This window comes from Streptomyces sp. NPDC006012 (assembly GCF_042871185.1).
GTDB lineage: Bacteria > Actinomycetota > Actinomycetes > Streptomycetales > Streptomycetaceae > Streptomyces.
Map to the genome: position 1 here is coordinate 37,666 of NZ_JBIAIE010000024.1, position 15,622 is coordinate 53,287.

General features: G+C 69.0%; 14 protein-coding genes. 4 read left to right on the forward strand and 10 right to left on the reverse strand.

The genetic code is table 11. The features are described 5' to 3' along the window. Positions 1-351 precede the first annotated feature (351 nt). The 10 genes from ACFYPJ_RS30600 to ACFYPJ_RS30645 form a co-directional block, all read right to left on the reverse strand. On the reverse strand, positions 352-1,197 hold the full coding sequence (locus ACFYPJ_RS30600) for a helix-turn-helix domain-containing protein (protein WP_389024326.1): 846 nt from the start codon (positions 1,195-1,197) through the stop codon (positions 352-354). Continuing rightward, on the reverse strand, positions 1,167-1,676 hold the full coding sequence (locus ACFYPJ_RS30605; protein ID WP_389024129.1) for a DUF6879 family protein: 510 nt from the start codon (positions 1,674-1,676) through the stop codon (positions 1,167-1,169). Before ACFYPJ_RS30605 ends, ACFYPJ_RS30600 begins: the two co-directional genes overlap by 31 nt. 454 nt (positions 1,677-2,130) lie before the next feature. Then, complete coding sequence (locus tag ACFYPJ_RS30610) at positions 2,131-3,807, reverse strand: long-chain fatty acid--CoA ligase (protein WP_389024131.1); 1,677 nt, start codon at positions 3,805-3,807, stop codon at positions 2,131-2,133. Positions 3,808-4,273: 466 nt separating this feature from the next. Then, positions 4,274-4,867 (reverse strand): SigE family RNA polymerase sigma factor, encoded by a 594-nt coding sequence (locus ACFYPJ_RS30615; protein ID WP_389024134.1) that lies wholly within the window; start codon positions 4,865-4,867, stop codon positions 4,274-4,276. 145 nt (positions 4,868-5,012) lie between these two features. After that, positions 5,013-6,179, reverse strand: a complete 1,167-nt coding sequence (locus tag ACFYPJ_RS30620) for a lipid-transfer protein (protein WP_389024135.1) — start codon at positions 6,177-6,179, stop codon at positions 5,013-5,015. Continuing rightward, on the reverse strand, positions 6,179-6,571 hold the full coding sequence (locus ACFYPJ_RS30625) for a MaoC/PaaZ C-terminal domain-containing protein (protein ID WP_389024329.1): 393 nt from the start codon (positions 6,569-6,571) through the stop codon (positions 6,179-6,181). The genes ACFYPJ_RS30620 and ACFYPJ_RS30625 overlap by 1 nt, the downstream gene beginning before the upstream one ends. Positions 6,572-6,601: 30 nt before the next feature. Further along, the gene (locus ACFYPJ_RS30630; protein WP_389024137.1) at positions 6,602-7,678 is read right to left on the reverse strand and encodes an acyl-CoA dehydrogenase family protein; all 1,077 of its coding nucleotides are present in this window, start codon (positions 7,676-7,678) and stop codon (positions 6,602-6,604) included. 1 nt (position 7,679) lies between these two features. Next, positions 7,680-8,744: a bifunctional MaoC family dehydratase N-terminal/OB-fold nucleic acid binding domain-containing protein gene (locus ACFYPJ_RS30635; RefSeq protein WP_389024332.1), complete on the reverse strand. Its 1,065-nt coding sequence runs from the start codon at positions 8,742-8,744 to the stop codon at positions 7,680-7,682. Positions 8,745-8,863: 119 nt separating this feature from the next. Further along, complete coding sequence (locus tag ACFYPJ_RS30640; protein WP_389024140.1) at positions 8,864-10,027, reverse strand: acyl-CoA dehydrogenase family protein; 1,164 nt, start codon at positions 10,025-10,027, stop codon at positions 8,864-8,866. A 429-nt stretch (positions 10,028-10,456) separates the two neighbouring features. Next, complete coding sequence (locus ACFYPJ_RS30645; protein ID WP_389024143.1) at positions 10,457-10,780, reverse strand: hypothetical protein; 324 nt, start codon at positions 10,778-10,780, stop codon at positions 10,457-10,459. 376 nt (positions 10,781-11,156) lie between these two features. Between ACFYPJ_RS30645 and ACFYPJ_RS30650 the strand changes: the two genes are divergently transcribed. The 4 genes from ACFYPJ_RS30650 (at position 11,157) to ACFYPJ_RS30665 (ending at position 15,612) form a co-directional block, all read left to right on the forward strand. Continuing rightward, a complete protein-coding gene (locus ACFYPJ_RS30650; RefSeq protein WP_389024146.1) occupies positions 11,157-12,092 on the forward strand; it encodes a bifunctional DNA primase/polymerase in 936 nt (311 codons plus the stop codon). Between the two features lie 301 nt (positions 12,093-12,393). Further along, on the forward strand, positions 12,394-12,987 hold the full coding sequence (locus ACFYPJ_RS30655) for a 1,4-alpha-glucan branching protein (protein WP_389024149.1): 594 nt from the start codon (positions 12,394-12,396) through the stop codon (positions 12,985-12,987). A 489-nt stretch (positions 12,988-13,476) separates the two neighbouring features. Then, a complete protein-coding gene (locus ACFYPJ_RS30660; protein ID WP_389024152.1) occupies positions 13,477-14,313 on the forward strand; it encodes a tat (twin-arginine translocation) pathway signal sequence in 837 nt (278 codons plus the stop codon). A 246-nt stretch (positions 14,314-14,559) separates the two neighbouring features. Further along, a complete protein-coding gene (locus ACFYPJ_RS30665; protein WP_389024155.1) occupies positions 14,560-15,612 on the forward strand; it encodes a MerR family transcriptional regulator in 1,053 nt (350 codons plus the stop codon). Positions 15,613-15,622 lie beyond the last annotated feature (10 nt).

Below are 15,622 nucleotides of genomic sequence, written 5' to 3' on the forward strand. Positions count from 1 at the left end.
CCCCATACCGACACCATGGGAAGACTTCGCCCCTGCCCTACGGCACTGTGGGGGTGATTTCCGATTTCCCGATTAGCCGTCGCCACGGCCTCAGGCACGCCCGCTTCACGGGCCACTTCGCGGGACACGGAGAGAGCGGCGCATGTCATGCACCCCTCGATGCCCACCGGTTCTAATCCGGGAGGGTTCCTCACGGCCGGACGGGCCTCACTGTCGTGCGCGCGAGTCGCGTACTCCGACTTGGCCGCGTTCGTGTCCGCCTGGGTCTGGCTCACCATCGTCGCCGTCTCCTCGTCTCGGTACGAGAGAGATCGTCGCGCCAGATTGAGGGTAGCCCTAGGTTCTTTCCTGTTAAGGCAAGAACCCGTCTCGGATGCTTTCGACCAGGGCTCTCATTTCATCGCCGTAAATAGCTGCTGTGGCGAACCTCTCGAAGGTGTCAACGTACGTGTGTACGTCCTTTGGATCACGCGTGGTGACCTCTGAGTGGAAGGTCTCCGCAATGACTAGCCGATCGTCATGGAGGCTGAAGCACGTCATTGGGAAGTCCGGCATCGGGGCGTCAAGCGGAAGAACTCCGATGCTGACGTTCGGGAGCCGAGACAGGGACACAATGCGGTCGAGTTGCAGCGCGAGCACTACCGGAGACGGAACGCGCCACCGAAGGACGTGCTCGCAGATGAGGAACCGAAACGATCGGTCCGGATCGTGCAAAGTCTCTTGCCGTTCAATCCTCGCGGCCACGGTCCGCGCCCTGGTCTCGACGGGCAACGCTGGGGGCACGCTGAATACGGCCGAGGCATACTCCGGGGTCTGCAGTAGGCCCGGCACCAACTGCCCCTGAAACAGCCTGAGGGTCCGTGTGCTGGCCTCAATGGCCTTGATGGTGTTCTGGTGCTTCCATGGGCCAATACGGCGGAGCAGGCGCCATGCCATGGCTTCCGTGGCCTCGGCGCGGGCCGTGCTCAGGAACTGGTCCTTCACCGCCTGAGACACCCCGAGAGCTGACAGGATCAGGTCGACGTCTTGGACCGTCGGCCGAACCCTCCCATTCTCAATCTTGGAGAGCTTCCCGGCAGACATGGAGGCCCTACGGGCCACTACGTCACCGGTAAGTCCCGATGTTTCTCGCAGTGCCCGCAGGGCTGTCCCGAGTGAGTCGCCGGTCAGTGGTGCCCCTCCCAGTAGGCAGCGAATGGCGTCGCGACGGTTAGGGCGCGATCGCGGTAACCCTGATACTCCATGAGCCTGCTCGGGGGCAGAAGTTCTGCCCCTGTGAACTTGCCCTGCGGGGTGTAGTGCATGCGGTAGACGTCACGATCGTCCATCATCCAAAAGTCATGATCGGGAAGGCCGCTGACGTCCTGCTCAGACAGGTCGATGATTCCGATGGATTCTCCGGCCTTGATGTTGCCGGGGTACGCCGCTAGCTCGTACCGCAGGTATTCAGTCAGCGGAGACCGTAGGACGTGCACACGCGACACCTGCTTGCCCTTGTCGGTCATGGAGCGCACCCAAGGGTTGTCGCCCCAGTCCGGGCCCATGTCCTCACCCGCGAGGAACCGCGCGATATCCTCGCGTTCCTCGTCCACGTCGTACTCGTCCAGCGTCTCCAGACGGAACGCCGTCCGCTCGAAAGTCTTGAAGAGATGGCTGAAATCCTCACCGCTGAGCACGGAAATACTCCTCAAGCACTGCGGTCGGAACCATGACGGCCGTCTCGCCCTCGGGCAGGTCGAGTTGTGCCAGCCGCTCTGAATCGGTGATCACGTAGCCTTGCACAACGTAATTCCCGTCGTCCGTACCCCACAAAGTCGGGCACGTTCCGTTCTTACAGTCCGGGTCACCCGACAGCTTCCGCAGTGGTGCGCCCACGGCTTCCCCCTCACGTCAACAGTCCATGTCGTGCTCGATGCTTCCGGCCAGCCTTGATCAAGGTCAAGGCTCCTGACTTTCCAGAACGGGAAAGGCGCACACTCGGCGGTTTCGGTGCTGCGTGCTTCGGGCCCACCCCGAAGGTGGGCCTACGTGGTGCCGCGCGGGCTGTGGCTGCCACCTTGCAGCGGAAGACCCTCCGGCGGCCTCCTAGACAGCGCTCCGGCCAGGCCCCGAACTGGGTTGCTGGTTGGGTCAGTCGACCCGTGTCACATCGAGCCGACCCAACCTATGTGCTTCGCGAATCTTCTTCTTGTCGAACTTGCCCACGCTCGTCTTGGGCACCACCTCGACGACCGTCCAGCGCTCCGGGAGCTGCCATTTGGCGATCTTGCCCTCCTGGGCGAGGAAGGTACGCAGGGCCTCGAAGTCGACGGCGGCGCCGTCTCTGAGGACCACCGTGGCCAGCGGGCGCTCGCCCCATTTGTCGTCCGGTACGGCGACCACGGCGGCCTCCGTGACATCCGGGTGCGACATCAGGGCGTTCTCCAGGTCGACCGAGGAGATCCACTCACCGCCGGACTTGATGACGTCCTTGGCACGGTCGGTGAGGGTGAGGAAGCCGTCCGGGCTGATGGTGCCGACGTCGCCGGTCTTCAGCCAGCCGTCCTCGCTGAACTTGTCGGCGGGACGCAGCGGCTCGGCATCGGGGCCGTTGTAGTAGGCGGCCGCGATCCACGGGCCGCGCACCTCCAGTTCGCCCGCCGACGCGCCGTCCCAGGGAAGGCGTTCGCCGCCGGGTCCGGTGAGCCGGGCGGAGACACCGGCCGGGAAGCGGCCCTGTGTAAGGCGGTAGGCGAACTCCTCCTCCGTGCCCATCGCGTGGGCCGGCGGCCGGGCCACCGTGCCCAGCGGTGAGGTCTCCGTCATCCCCCAGGCGTGGCAGACCCGCATGCCGAGCCGGTCGAAGGACGTCATCAGCGAGGGCGGGCAGGCCGAGCCGCCGATGGTGACCTGAGTGAGCGAGGCGACGTCCCGGGGCCGTGCGGTCAGCTCGTCGAGCAGGCCCTGCCAGATGGTCGGCACGGCGGCCGCGTGGGTCGGGCGCTCGGACTCGATCATCTGCGCGAGCGGCGCGGGCTGCAGGAAGCGGTCCGGCATCAGCATGTTCACGCCGGTCATCAACGTGGCGTGCGGCAGGCCCCAGGCGTTCACATGGAACTGCGGGACCACGATCAGCGAGGTGTCCTGGTCGGTCAGGCCCATCGACTGGGCCATGTTGACCTGCATGGAGTGCAGGTAGATCGAACGGTGGCTGTAGACCACGCCCTTGGGGTCGCCGGTCGTGCCGGAGGTGTAGCACATGGCGGCGGCCTGGCGTTCGTCCAGCTCGGGCCAGTCGTAGATGGTCGGCTTGCCGGCGATCAGTTCCTCGTACTCGTGCACCTGGGCCCGGCCGGTGGCCAGCGGGGCGCGGTCGCCGGGGCCGGAGACGACGATGTGCTCGACCGCGGTGAGCCGGGGCAGCAGCGGGGCGAGCAACGGGATCAGCGACCCGTTGACGATGATCACGCGGTCGGCCGCGTGGTTGACGATCCAGGTCAGCTGCTCGGCGGGCAGCCGCAGGTTGAGCGTGTGCAGCACCGCACCCATGGCCGGAATCGCGAAGTACGCCTCGACGTGCTCGGCGTTGTTCCACATGAGGGTGGCCAGTACATCCGGCCCACGGACTCCGAGGTCGTCGCGGAGTGCGTGCGCCAGCTGGGCCGCCCGGTCGCCGATCTCGGCGAAGCTACGGCGCTGGGGGGCGGTCTCCCCGTTCTCCCCGGTCTGTCCGGTCCAGGTGGTCACCTGGGACGCACCATGGACCCGTCGGCCGTGTTCCAGAATCCGCGAGATCGTCAGCGGGACGTCTTGCATCGTGCTGTACACCGGGGCCTCCCCATCGAGTTACGCGGTGGAACTACTGGCCGCGATTCTCGGCGCATACCCGGCGGTATGTCACTACCTCCGGCCCGCTCGGTCTGCTCAACGCCGGAATCCCCTGATCGGCACCGACGACCGACCTGCCCGGAACGGCGCCTGCCGACGGAGAGCTCGTGGGGGGCCGCGCTGATCGACGGACGCTTCCTTGGGCCGCGCTCGTCAACGGACACTTCCCTGTCCGCGCCGCTGCCCGGGTCCTCGTGATTGGCCTGGAAGTCGGGTTCAGATTTCCCCCCTCACCACCCCACCACTGAAGTCAACCGGTTGGTCTCGGCTCGGTACGGACCGTGCCGTGGTGCCACTCCGGCGCAGGCTTCCCCGGTCCCCTTCGGCACGCCCACGAACGCGCCCGCACTAGGCCCGAAATGAGCGCTGAATACGCGGCCAAGCCCCGTGCCGTCCGGCAGGAACGCTATCGGACGAGCCCCAGTTCAGGATCCTCACGCAGCTTGCCGAGCGCGCGCGACACCGCTGACTTCACGGTGCCCACCGACACCCCGAGCACCTCGGCCGTCTGGGCCTCGCTCAGATCCTCGTAGTACCGGAGGACGACCATCGCCCGCTGCCGCGCCGGCAGCTTCGTGATCGCCCGCCACATCGCGTCGTGCAGGGCCTGGCGCTCGGCCGGGTCGTCGCCACCGGGGACGGGCTCCGGCTCGGGCAGTTCGTCGCACACGAACTCGTCGACCTTGCGCTTGCGCCACTGCGACGTCCGGGTGTTCAGCAGCGCCCGGCGCACGTAGCCGTCGAGGGCCCGGTGGTCCTCGATCCGCTCCCACGCCACGTATGTCTTGGTGAGCGCGGTCTGCAGCAGGTCCTCGGCGTCGTTGGGGTTGGCGGTCAGCGAACGGGCGGCACGCAGCAGTACCGACTGCCGGTCTCTCACGTACGACGAGAACGACGGATACACGGAAGTACCTCCACCTGGCCGAAGCCGGGGGTGGGGCGGGGTCTGCCTCGCCGCCGGGGCGGCGTCCGAAGCGCTGGTGCAGACGGGTGTGGTCATGGCTCCACGCTATGAGTGACCCGAGTCGGGCGGATCGGCCGCAGGTCCCGAAGCAAAGTCCCCCTCAGGTTGTAGGGGTGGGGGTGGCTACACCTCCTGAAGGTGGAGTGGGGGACGAGAGCTGCTCCGGGATGACCCCTGGGGGTCATCCGTCCGCCGCCAGCACCAGCCCCGACGTCGGCACTCCGGTACCGGCCGTCACCAGGATCCGGGCGGCTCCCGGTATCTGGTTGGCGGCCGTGCCCCGCAGCTGGCGCACCCCCTCCGCGATGCCGTTCATCCCATGGAGATATGCCTCCCCGAGCTGCCCCCCGTGCGTATTGACCGGCAGCCGCTCCTCGGCCATGAAACCCGCCGCCTCCCCCGGTGCGCAGAACCCGAACTCCTCCAACTGCATCAGGACGAAAGGGGTGAAATGGTCATACAGGATCCCCACATCGATGTCGGCCGGAGCCAGCCCGGAGGTGCGCCACAGTTGTCGTGCCACCACGCCCATCTCCGGGAGGCCGGTCAGGTCGTCACGGTAGAAACTGGTCATCTGCTCCTGGGCCCGGCCGGCGCCCTGGGCGGCCGCCGCGATCACCGCCGGCGCCCGCGGCAGATCGCGGGCACGCTCCACGGAGGTGACCACCAGCGCCTGCCCGCCGTCCGTCTCCTGGCAGCAGTCCAGCAGTCTGAGCGGCTCCACGATCCAGCGCGAGGCCGCATGGTCGGCGAGCGTGATCGGACGGCCGTGGAAGTACGCCGCGGGGTTGGTCGCCGCGTATGCGCGGTCCACCACGGCCACGTGCCCGAACGCCTCGGGGGTCAGACCGTACGTGTGCAGATAGCGCTGTGCCGCCATCGCCACCCAGGAGGCCGGGGTGAGCAGCCCGAACGGCAGCGCCCAGCCCAGCGCCACGCCCTCCGCCGACGGCTCCCGGTGCTGCACGCCCGAGCCGAATCTCCGCCCCGACCGCTCGTTGAACGCGCGGTAGCAGACCACCACCTCGGCCACGCCCGTCGCCACCGCGAGCACCGCCTGCTGGACGGTGGCGCAGGCCGCCCCGCCGCCGTAGTGGATCCGCGAGAAGAAGGACAGCTCGCCCATCCCGCATGCCTGCGCCACGGTGATCTCCGGGCTGGTGTCCATCGTGAAGGTGACCAGCCCGTCCACGTCTCCCGGGGTCAGGCCCGCGTCGTCCAGCGCGGCACGCACCGCCTCCACCGCCAGCCGCAGCTCGCTGCGCCCGGAGTTCTTGGAGAACTCGGTGGCGCCGATACCGACGACAGCGGCTCGGCCGCCGAGCCGGTCACGGGTGCGTACGCCCATCACGCACCTCCCGCCGGGACCGTGACCGTCACGGTCCCGGTCACATGTCTGCCGATGGCGTTGGATCCGACCACACGTACGGTCGCGGTGTCGCCGTCCATCGCCTCGACCGTGCCCGAGAGCGCCAGGGTGTCCCCGGGATAGTTCGGCGCCCCCAGTCGGATGGCGACCTTGCGGAGGACGGCCGTCGGGCCGAAGTGGTCCGTGATGTACCGGCCGACCAGGCCGTTCGTCGTCAGGATGTTCATGAAGATGTCCGGGGAGCCCTTCTGCCGGGCCAGTTCCGCGTCATGGTGTACGTCCTGGTAGTCCCGCGACGCGATGGCACCGGACACGATCAGAGTGCGGGTGACCGGGATCTCCAACGGCGCCAGTTCCGCGCCCGCCGTCATCGCCGGCTTTCCTGCCGTCACCGCCATGCCTCACTCCCCACTTGCGATCAACTCCCCCAATTCCTGGAGCGCTTCGCTTCCGCATCCCAGGTAGGCGTCCAGCTGCCGGCCCCACAGGAAGTACCGGTGCACCGGATGATCGAGGTCGGCTCCGGTGCCGCCGTGCAGATGCTGACCTGTGTGGACGACGCGCTGTCCCGCTTCGGACGCCCACCAGGCAGCGGTCAGCGCATGGGTGGCGTACGGCAGCCCGGCATCGCGCCGCCAGGCCGCCTCGTACGCCGTCACCCGTATCGCCTCGGTGTCCAGGTGCGCGTCGGCGGCCTTGAGCTGGACGGCCTGCCGGGTGGCCAGCGGGCGGCCGAACTGCTCCCGGGTGTTCGCATGCGTCACCGCCCGCGCGAGCGACCCGGTGCAGACACCGGCCTGGAGCCCGGCGAAGGCGGTACGGGCGGTGGCGAGGATGTCGTCGTAGGCGCCGGTGTCCTGGGGTGACTCGGCGGTACCCAGGCGCTCCGCGGCAGCGTGGTCCAGGGTGAGACGGCCGGCCGACCAGGGTGCGGTCAGGTCGACCGGCGTGACCGTAGCCCCGGCGGCGAGAGGGGTCAGCCACAGCCGCCGCCGATGGTCGGCGACGAGGACGTGTGTGGCGTCGCGCAGCCAGGGGACGACGGGCACGGTGCCGGTCAGCTCGGCCGTGGCCGGTCCGCGCTCGGCCTCCGGTTCGCCCGGTGCCGAGGCTCGCACGCCCGACTGCGCCGGGAACGCCCCGACGGCCACCAGCGACCCGTCCCTGAGCCCTGGCAGCAGCCGTTCCCGCTGATCCCGTGTGCCGTGGGCGGCCACCGCCAGGATCCCGAAGACACAGCTCGCGGCGTAGGGCGTCTGGGCGGTCGTACGCCCCTGTTCCTCCAGGAGCAGCACCAGGCCGAGCAGTCCCAGCTCCTCCACGGCGCCCACCAGGCCCGCACCGGTGAGTGCCTTCCACAGTTCCGGGTCGCTGCCGGTGCCGCCGGCCGTCAGCCGTTCGTGCTTGGCCAGGTCGGTGAAGATCCGCGCGGCCAGGTCACGGGCCGCGGTCTGTTCCTCCGTGGGCGTGAAGTCCATGTCAGACCCCGCCCTCGGTGACCCGGAAGACCGGCAGGACCAGGGGGTCCGTGTCGCCGCCCGGCTCCTCGTACCGCCGGAATTCCACGCGCACCGGCAGCCCGACGCGCACCTTGTCGTAGGGCACCCCCACCACGTTGCTCACCATCCGCACGCCTTCGGCCAGTTCGATCAGGCCGACCGCGTAGGGAGGGTCGAACGCGGGGAACGGCGGGTGATGCATCACGACGTACGAGTACACGGTCCCCTCGCCGCTCGCCTCGACCGTGTCCCAGTCCAGGCAGCCGCAGGCGTTGCAGCCCGGCAGCCAGGGGTGGCGCAGGGTGCCACAGCCGGTGCAGCGCTGAATGAGGAGCCGCTGCCCCGCCACCCCCTCCCAGAAGCCGGCGTTGTCCCGGTTGACGACCGGGCGCGGGCGCGGGGGCCTGGGTTTCCGGCGCGCGGGGGCATATTTGAGGATGCGGAAGCGGTGCGTGCCCGCGAGGTCGGCGCCCACTCGGACGTCCATGCGGGTCGTGACGAAGTACCCCGTACCGAGCTTGGTCGTCTTGCGCTGCGACACCGATTCGATCACCGCGTCGAAGGTGACCTCGTCGCCGGGCCGCAGGGGTCGCAGATACTCCTGTTCGCAGTCGGTGGCGACCACCGAGGTGCAGCCCGCCTCGTCGAGCAGGGTGAGCAGCTCGTCGTACGCGTCCGTGCGCCCGTCGTACCCGGAGAGTCCGCCCATCGTCCACACCTGGAGCATGGTCGGCGGGGCCACGGCGTCCGGGCCCGTGTACACCGGGTTGGTGTCGCCCATCGCCTCGCACCAGTGCCGGATCATCGGCGCGTTGACCGGGTCCTTGCCCGCGCAGGCGACGGCTGCGGCCTGCCCCTCGTACGCCTTGAGCCGGGCCCACAGATCATCCGGCGCACCCGGTTCCTTCAGCGCGCGCGGCTCATCCGACGGGCGCGGATCGTCTGATGGGCGCGGATCGTCTGATGGGCGCGGATCGTCCGACAGGCGCCGTTCGTCCGGCGTGGCCGCGGCTGCCGTTGCCCCCGTACTCACGCCCGTACGCATGCCCGTACGCGCACCCGCTCCTGTCTCCGCGCCCTCGCCCACCGCGGCTTTCCTCGCCGCTTCCGAGCCGGGCCCGGCCGTCCCCTCCGCGCCGGTCACCGCGCTCCTTTCCTCGCCCGTCACCGCCGCCCCCTCGTCATCCCGAGCCGCATCGTCGCGACGATCTCCCGCTGCACCTCGCTCACCCCGCCCCCGAACGTGTTGATCTGCGCCGCCCTGTTCAGCCGCTCCAGCTCGCCGTCCGCGAAGGCACCCGGCGAACCCGACCGCACCATCCCTGCCAGCCCGTCCGTCCCGATCGCGTGCTGACATATTCGGTACACCGCCACCGCCGATTCGGTTCCCGCCACTTTCACGCCGCTGGCGTCTCCCGGCGCGAGCCTGCCCGCTCCCACGTCCCCCACCAAACGCCAGTTCAGCAGGCGTGTCGCCGCCAGTCGCGCATGCGCCTCGGCCAGCTGCGCACGCACCCAGGGCTCGTCAATCCGTCGTTCGCCGGTCACCGGATCGGGGGTACGGGCTGCGGCGACCGCGGCCGCGTAGAAGTCCTCGGCCTGCATGCCGACGGCCGCGAGGGCGACCCGCTCGTGGTTGAGCTGGTTGGTGATGAGCGACCAGCCCTCGTTCTCGGCCCCGACGAGGTTCCCGGCCGGGACGCCGACCCCGTCGTAGTAAGTGGCCGTGGTGGTCTGCCCGCCGACCGTCTCGATCGGCGTCCACGAGAACCCCTGCGCGTCAGTGGGAACGAGAAGAATCGAGATGCCCCGGTGCTTTGGTGCCTCGGGATCGGTGCGGCAGGCGAGCCAGATCCAGTCCGCGTGCTGGGCACCCGAGGTGAACGTCTTCTGCCCGTCGATCCGCCAGCCGTCGCCCGCCCGCACGGCTCGCGTCCGCAGCGAGGCCAGGTCGGTGCCGGCCGACGGCTCGCTGTAGCCGATCGCAAAGGTCAGCTCCCCGCTGAGGATGCGCGGCAGGAGCCGGGCCTTCTGCTCCTCGCTGCCGTACTTCATGAGTGTGGGCCCGACTGTGTTCAGAGTGACCATCGAGACCGGGGCGCCGGCCCGGTACGCCTCGTCGAAGAACACGAACTGTTCGTCCGCGCCCCGGCCCTGGCCGCCGTACTCGACCGGCCAGCCGAGGCCGAGCCAGCCGTCGTCGCCGATCCGGCGCAGCAGCGCCCGCCGCTCCTGCGGCTCGACGGGGCCGGTCGGCAGCACGGCCCGGAAATAGGCGCGGAGTTCGGCGCGCAGCCGCTGCTGGCGCTCGGTGGGGGCGAGGTGCACGGCGGTGGAACCTCCCGGCCCGGTGACGGACTCGTACGGACCGGGTCCGGGCCCGCACGATCGACGATCTCTGACTGTACGACGGTTTCTGACTGTCCGTCAGATGCTGTCGGGTGTCAAGGTCGGCGGGAGACCGGGAAACCGGGAGACCAGGAGATCGGAAGACCGTGGCGCCGGGGGCCTGATCGGCGGGATCGGAGAGATCAGAGAGATCGGCGGGATCTGGATCACCGGGAGACGGGGGAGGGGAAGGCACGGGGGACAGCGCCAGAGAACAAGGAACAAAGGGCAAAGGGCAAAGAGACAAGAGACAAGAGACAAGAAATTGAAGAAAAGAGAGAAAAACGCCTGCGCGGCGGTACCGAAGTACCGCCGCGCAGACGTGCTACGACCCCGAAAGCACACCCCACACAGGACGTCAGTCCCGGCTTACCACAGGTGGTCGAAGCTGACGGAGACGTTCTCGTTCCCCTGCTGGACGGACGTGAACGCGGAGCCGTTGACCTGGGCCGTGTTGCTCTGGTTAGAGGCACCGGAGCCGATCGCGTTCTGTGCCGTGGTGGACGAGTTGCCGTTGTTTTCGCCACCGACCCCGCTGCCGATGACGCTCGCCACGCCGGTCGCCGCGGCGGCGTTCGATCCGTCAGCCGCGATGGCCCCGTTGTCCGCGGACGCGACGCCGGCAAAGAGAGCGGCGGCGAGCGGGAGCGCGGAGACGGCGGCGAGAACGCGAGCGGTACGGATGCTTGCCATTTTGTTCCTCCAGGACAATACCCATTGGCCGGATGGCCGGGAGCACGGGAAATTCGTGAAGTACGGCTTTTTGCCAGGGAAGTTGGCCGACCTCCCGGACGGTTCTGCACGACGTCGCGAATCCAGAGTTGCCCATGGAATCCCCGGCGAACCACCTCACAGGCCCTGATTCGCACTCAAGCGTGATGACATGTCGATAAACCCCTTTCGCCATCTTTGGTGATCTCATGGGCCAGCAGTACCTAGTACGGACTTCTCGGACCCAAGCGGCACAAGCGATGAATCGTTCCGCCGCACTTTCGGCCAGCTCGCCCGCACCGGCGCGTCACTCCGACCCCCTCTTCCCTTTCTCGAACACTTGTACGACCATCGACGTATGGCCACCCCCGACCGGCAGGCCACGACGCTGGCCCTCGCGCACGCCCTGTCAGCCGCCGAACGCGGACTGGCTGTCATCCCCCTGTCCCGGACGAAACTCCCGGCCCTGCGATCTCCTCACCGCGACCACGCCACCTCCGCCGCACCCACCACAACGACAACACCTGCCACACCAGCAACACCCGCATCCGCACCTGCACCCCCACCCGTGACGTGCCACGGCGAATGCGGCCGCTTCGGACACGGCGTGTACGACGCCTCGACCGAGCCGGCACGCATCCGCGAACTGTTCGCCGCCGCGCCCTGGGCGACCGGCTACGGCATCGCCTGCGGCCTGTCCCCGCACCACCTGATCGGCGTCGACCTCGACACCAAGTCCGGCACGGACTCCTCGGCCGCCCTGCGCGAACTCGCCCTGCGCCACCTGTTCACCATCCCCGAGACCGTCGTGGTGCTCACGCCGAGCGGGGGCCGGCACGTCTGGCTGGCCGGCCCGCCGGACGTCGTGGTCCCCAACTCGGCCAGCCGGCTCGCCCCCGGAATCGACATACGGGGCGCCGGTGGCTATCTCGTCGGCCCCGGCTCGCGCACCGAGCACGGTGTCTACGCCACCGCCCCCGGCACCGCCCACCTGACTCCCGCCCCTTGCCCGCCCGCCCTGCTGCGCCTGCTCCTCCCGCCGCCCCGCGCACCCCATCCGGCGCCCCCGCCGGCCGGGGACCACGGAAAAGGGCTGGTCCAGTTCGTCCTCGCGGCACACGAGGGCCAGCGCAACACCCGTCTGTTCTGGGCCGCCTGCCGCGCTTACGAGAACGGCATCGGCCCCGCCCTCGTAGCCCCGTTGATCGAGGCGGCCCGCAACACCGGGCTCTCGGAGCGCGAGGCGCGGGCGACGATCGCGTCGGCGGCCCGGATGACGCGGCACCGGCCATGACGTCCGACCGGGTCGTCCCTGAGAACCTGTCGGGGCGGTCCTGGGACCTGTCAGGGCGAACCTGAGACCTGTCAGGGCGGTCCTGAGACCTGGTACGGCTGTATGACGTGCTGAGCGACCGGTCGACCGGCGGCGACTTCGTGAGACCGTCGGTCAGCCTGGTCGGCCGGTCAGCCGGTCGCAGCGGAGATCTTGGCCGCTTCACACCGCTCAGGAAGCGGGACCGTCTCCTATAGGTTCGGTTAGGTTCGGCCCCACCCGACGCAGGCCGGACCCGGACCCACTCACGAGGGGGACTCTCATGGCCTTCATCCACCGGACCACCATGAAGCCGACCAAGCTGGAACTGCTCACGGAATGGCTGCCGAAGCAGAGTTGGTACGTGGGCGACGCGGAGACACCGGAACTGCTCAAGGCCGGCGGCTTCCGTCTGGACGACCCTGAGGGCTCGGTCGGGATCGAGTTCATGGTCGTGGTGGACGCCACCGCACCCGAGCAGGGGCGGGAACCGGTGGCGTACTTGGTGCCGATGGCCTACCGCGGCGCGGCGCTCGGCGGTGTGCCCGCGGAGGCTCTGATCGGCACCTCCGAGCACGGGGTGCTCGGCACCCGCTGGATCTACGACGGCGTCCACGACCCGGTGGTGATGGCGCGGTTGAGCGCACTCCTGCGCGGCGAGGCGATACCTCAGCACCAGAGCGAGAGCGACACCCCCGACCCGAGCGTCGTCATGCACGGAACCGCCCCTGGTGACGGGCTCGATGTTCACGTGAACCGCGTCCTGCGGCCGGCGGATGAGGCGCCGACGCCGTACGGGCATCTCGTCGCCGGATGGACCTGGCCGAACGGAGCGGCCGGTCAGGGTGTAGTGGCGACGGTGGCGCCGCGACCGTAGGGGCCGTCGGCGGGAGCCGGTACGGAGAACGGCGAAGGGCGGCAGCGGAACGACGCATGCAGAGTCGCCGACCAGCCGGACCGGGTTCCGGTAGCCGTGGCTATGACCGGTCCGGGTTGCCGTGTCGGCGGGCGGCAGCCCAGGTCCGGGAGGGGTCCGGAGCCGGCCGACGGTGCGCCGGTCTGGGGGTGGGGTGGGGTGTACGGGCGATGAGTCACGATTCGCTTGCACGGCGCATGAGAAGTCGTACCCGGTGAAGTCGGCGCCCCGGACGAACCTGGTTCGCTTCTGGCGGGCGCCGCCTGCGGGGCCGGCGAGGACCACGAACAACGGCGACCGGATTCTCCTCAGGTGGGGCTAGCCCCACCTCATAGTCGGAGGCCGGCTCCAGGGACCGGGCGGGCGCCCGCCGATAGCTTTCCGTTCTGGGTGCTCAGGCCCCGATACGCCCGGAGAGACGGTGCGTCCCACGAGATCCGAAAGCCGTACATGAAAAGCTTCGCCGTCCTGTCCCGCCCCCTGTCCATGGACCCGCGGCGCCGGATCAGCTTCCTGACCGCCCTGGCCGGGGCACTCCTCGTCGCCTTCTTCATCGCGCCCAACGCGCTGGCGCGGAGTTCCGTCAACACGGCGAACGTCGGCGATTCCTTTCGCCATGGATTCGCGGCCTATTGGGCTTCCGGCAGCGAGGATTTCCCGGCGTTGCTGGGCACCACGGTGAACTACTGGTTCCGCTTCCATCTCGTCAAGGCCGGCGTTTCCGCGCTGCTTCTGGCGGTGACGGTGGCGCTCGGCGTCGTACTGTGGCGGCACGGTCGGCAACGGACCGGACGACGGTACGGCCGGCTCCCCCTCACGTGGGCCGACTTCCTCGTCGGAGTGCTCGGGATCTTCGCCCTCGTCGCGCTGATGGCCAATCTGCAAGGTGCGGCGGCGCCGTTCGCCTCGCTGCTGCCCATGCTGACGACGGGCGGCGCCGACGGCGAACTCACCCGGAGCCTCGCCCAGGCCCGGCAGCAGCTCGCCGTCTACCCCGACGGTCAGCACTCCCCCGCTCTGTCCGTGATGATCAGCGACTTCGCCGTGTACCACGCCGTATTTGCGGTGATGGCCGCTGTGCTCGCGCTCGCGATGGCCGGAGTGACTGTCATGTTGTGGAGGCAACGGAAGAACTCGCCCGAGAGGCGTTCGGGGCGCGCGACGAAGTTCGGCGTCACCGCCTCCGCGGTTCTGACGGCCGCTGCACTCGTGGTCGCCGTCGCGAACACGACGAGCGCGGCGGACTCCCCTCGGGCACTTGCCGGGTTCTTCGCCGGAGGGTGGTGAGACGCCGGTAATCGGAACAGGAAGCGCCGTTCTCATCGCATCGAACCGTCGGCCCGGCCCCCTTTCCGGTAAGCACCATCTCCCTGCCCAGTTCACGCCGCTTGGGTGCCGTAGCCGAATTCCCTCGGACACGTCTTCCCGAGTCCGCTCACTGGCCCGAGCCGTGACGCAGTCGGCACACGTGGGCCGTGTTGACCTTCGAGTTGGTTGAAGCTCGACGATGGAGGGGTGCCACATTCTGAGCTGATGCCGATCGGGGTCTTCGCCCAGCGCACTGGTCTGACCTCCAGCGCCTTGCGGTTCTACGCCGACTCCGGGCTGCTGCCCCCTGCGGAGATCGACCCGGTCTCGGGTTACCGCTACTACACCGCTGACCAGGTGGCACGGGCCATCGAGCTTCGTCGGCTCCGTGAGATTGTCATGCCCCTCGCTGCTGTCGAGACGGTCCTCGACGCCGAACCCGATGAAGCGTCTCGCCTGATCGACGACCACGTCGCGAAGGTTTTGGAGGACGCCAGAGCGACGCAGCAGAAGGCCGCTCTGATCAAGTCGTCGCTCTCCAACGAGCCGAGCCTGCTGATTGCTGTGCTGAAGGGCCCCGTGCTGGCTGACGCGATCGAGCAGGTCCTGACCGCGACCGCACGCGATCCGGGCATGCCTGTACTCGGGGGACTACGCGTCGAGGCGACCCAGGAAGCGGTCACGCTGACCGCGACCGACCGCTACCGGCTCTCGACACGCACCCTCGTTCCTGCTGAGCCAGTAGCCACGGCTTGGGCAGCCACGGTCAGCGGTGACGAACTGCGGGCCGCGGTCGGCGAGATCCGCCGCAGCGTGCTGGTGCGAGTCGAAGCCACGCCGCACGGGATCTGGCTGCGCATGGCGGATCGGGAAGACCAGCACTGCCGGCTGCTGCCAGGGGAGTTCCCCGACCACCGGTTGATGCTCGCGTCACTGTCCGAGGTCGTGACCCGGGTGACGGTCTCGAAGGATCTGCTCCTGCAAGTCCTGGAAGAACACGCAGGTGAGCGGCTCTCTCTGCGCGTGTCCCACCGTGGCCTGAAGGTTCTGGCGGCCGATGACGAGCACCCCGGCTTCCCGCTCCCGGCCGTCGTGACGGGACGCGCCCTCCAGGTCTCGTTCGAGCTGACCACGCTCTTTCCAGCCGTCAGTACCGCCATCGGCCCTGACGTGATGCTCGACCTGCGAGGAGCTGACCAACCCGTCACGATCCGCTCCGCCGACCGCGGCGATCTCACCACTTTGGCCATGCCCGTCAAACACGACCGCCCCGCCTGAGCAGGAAGGA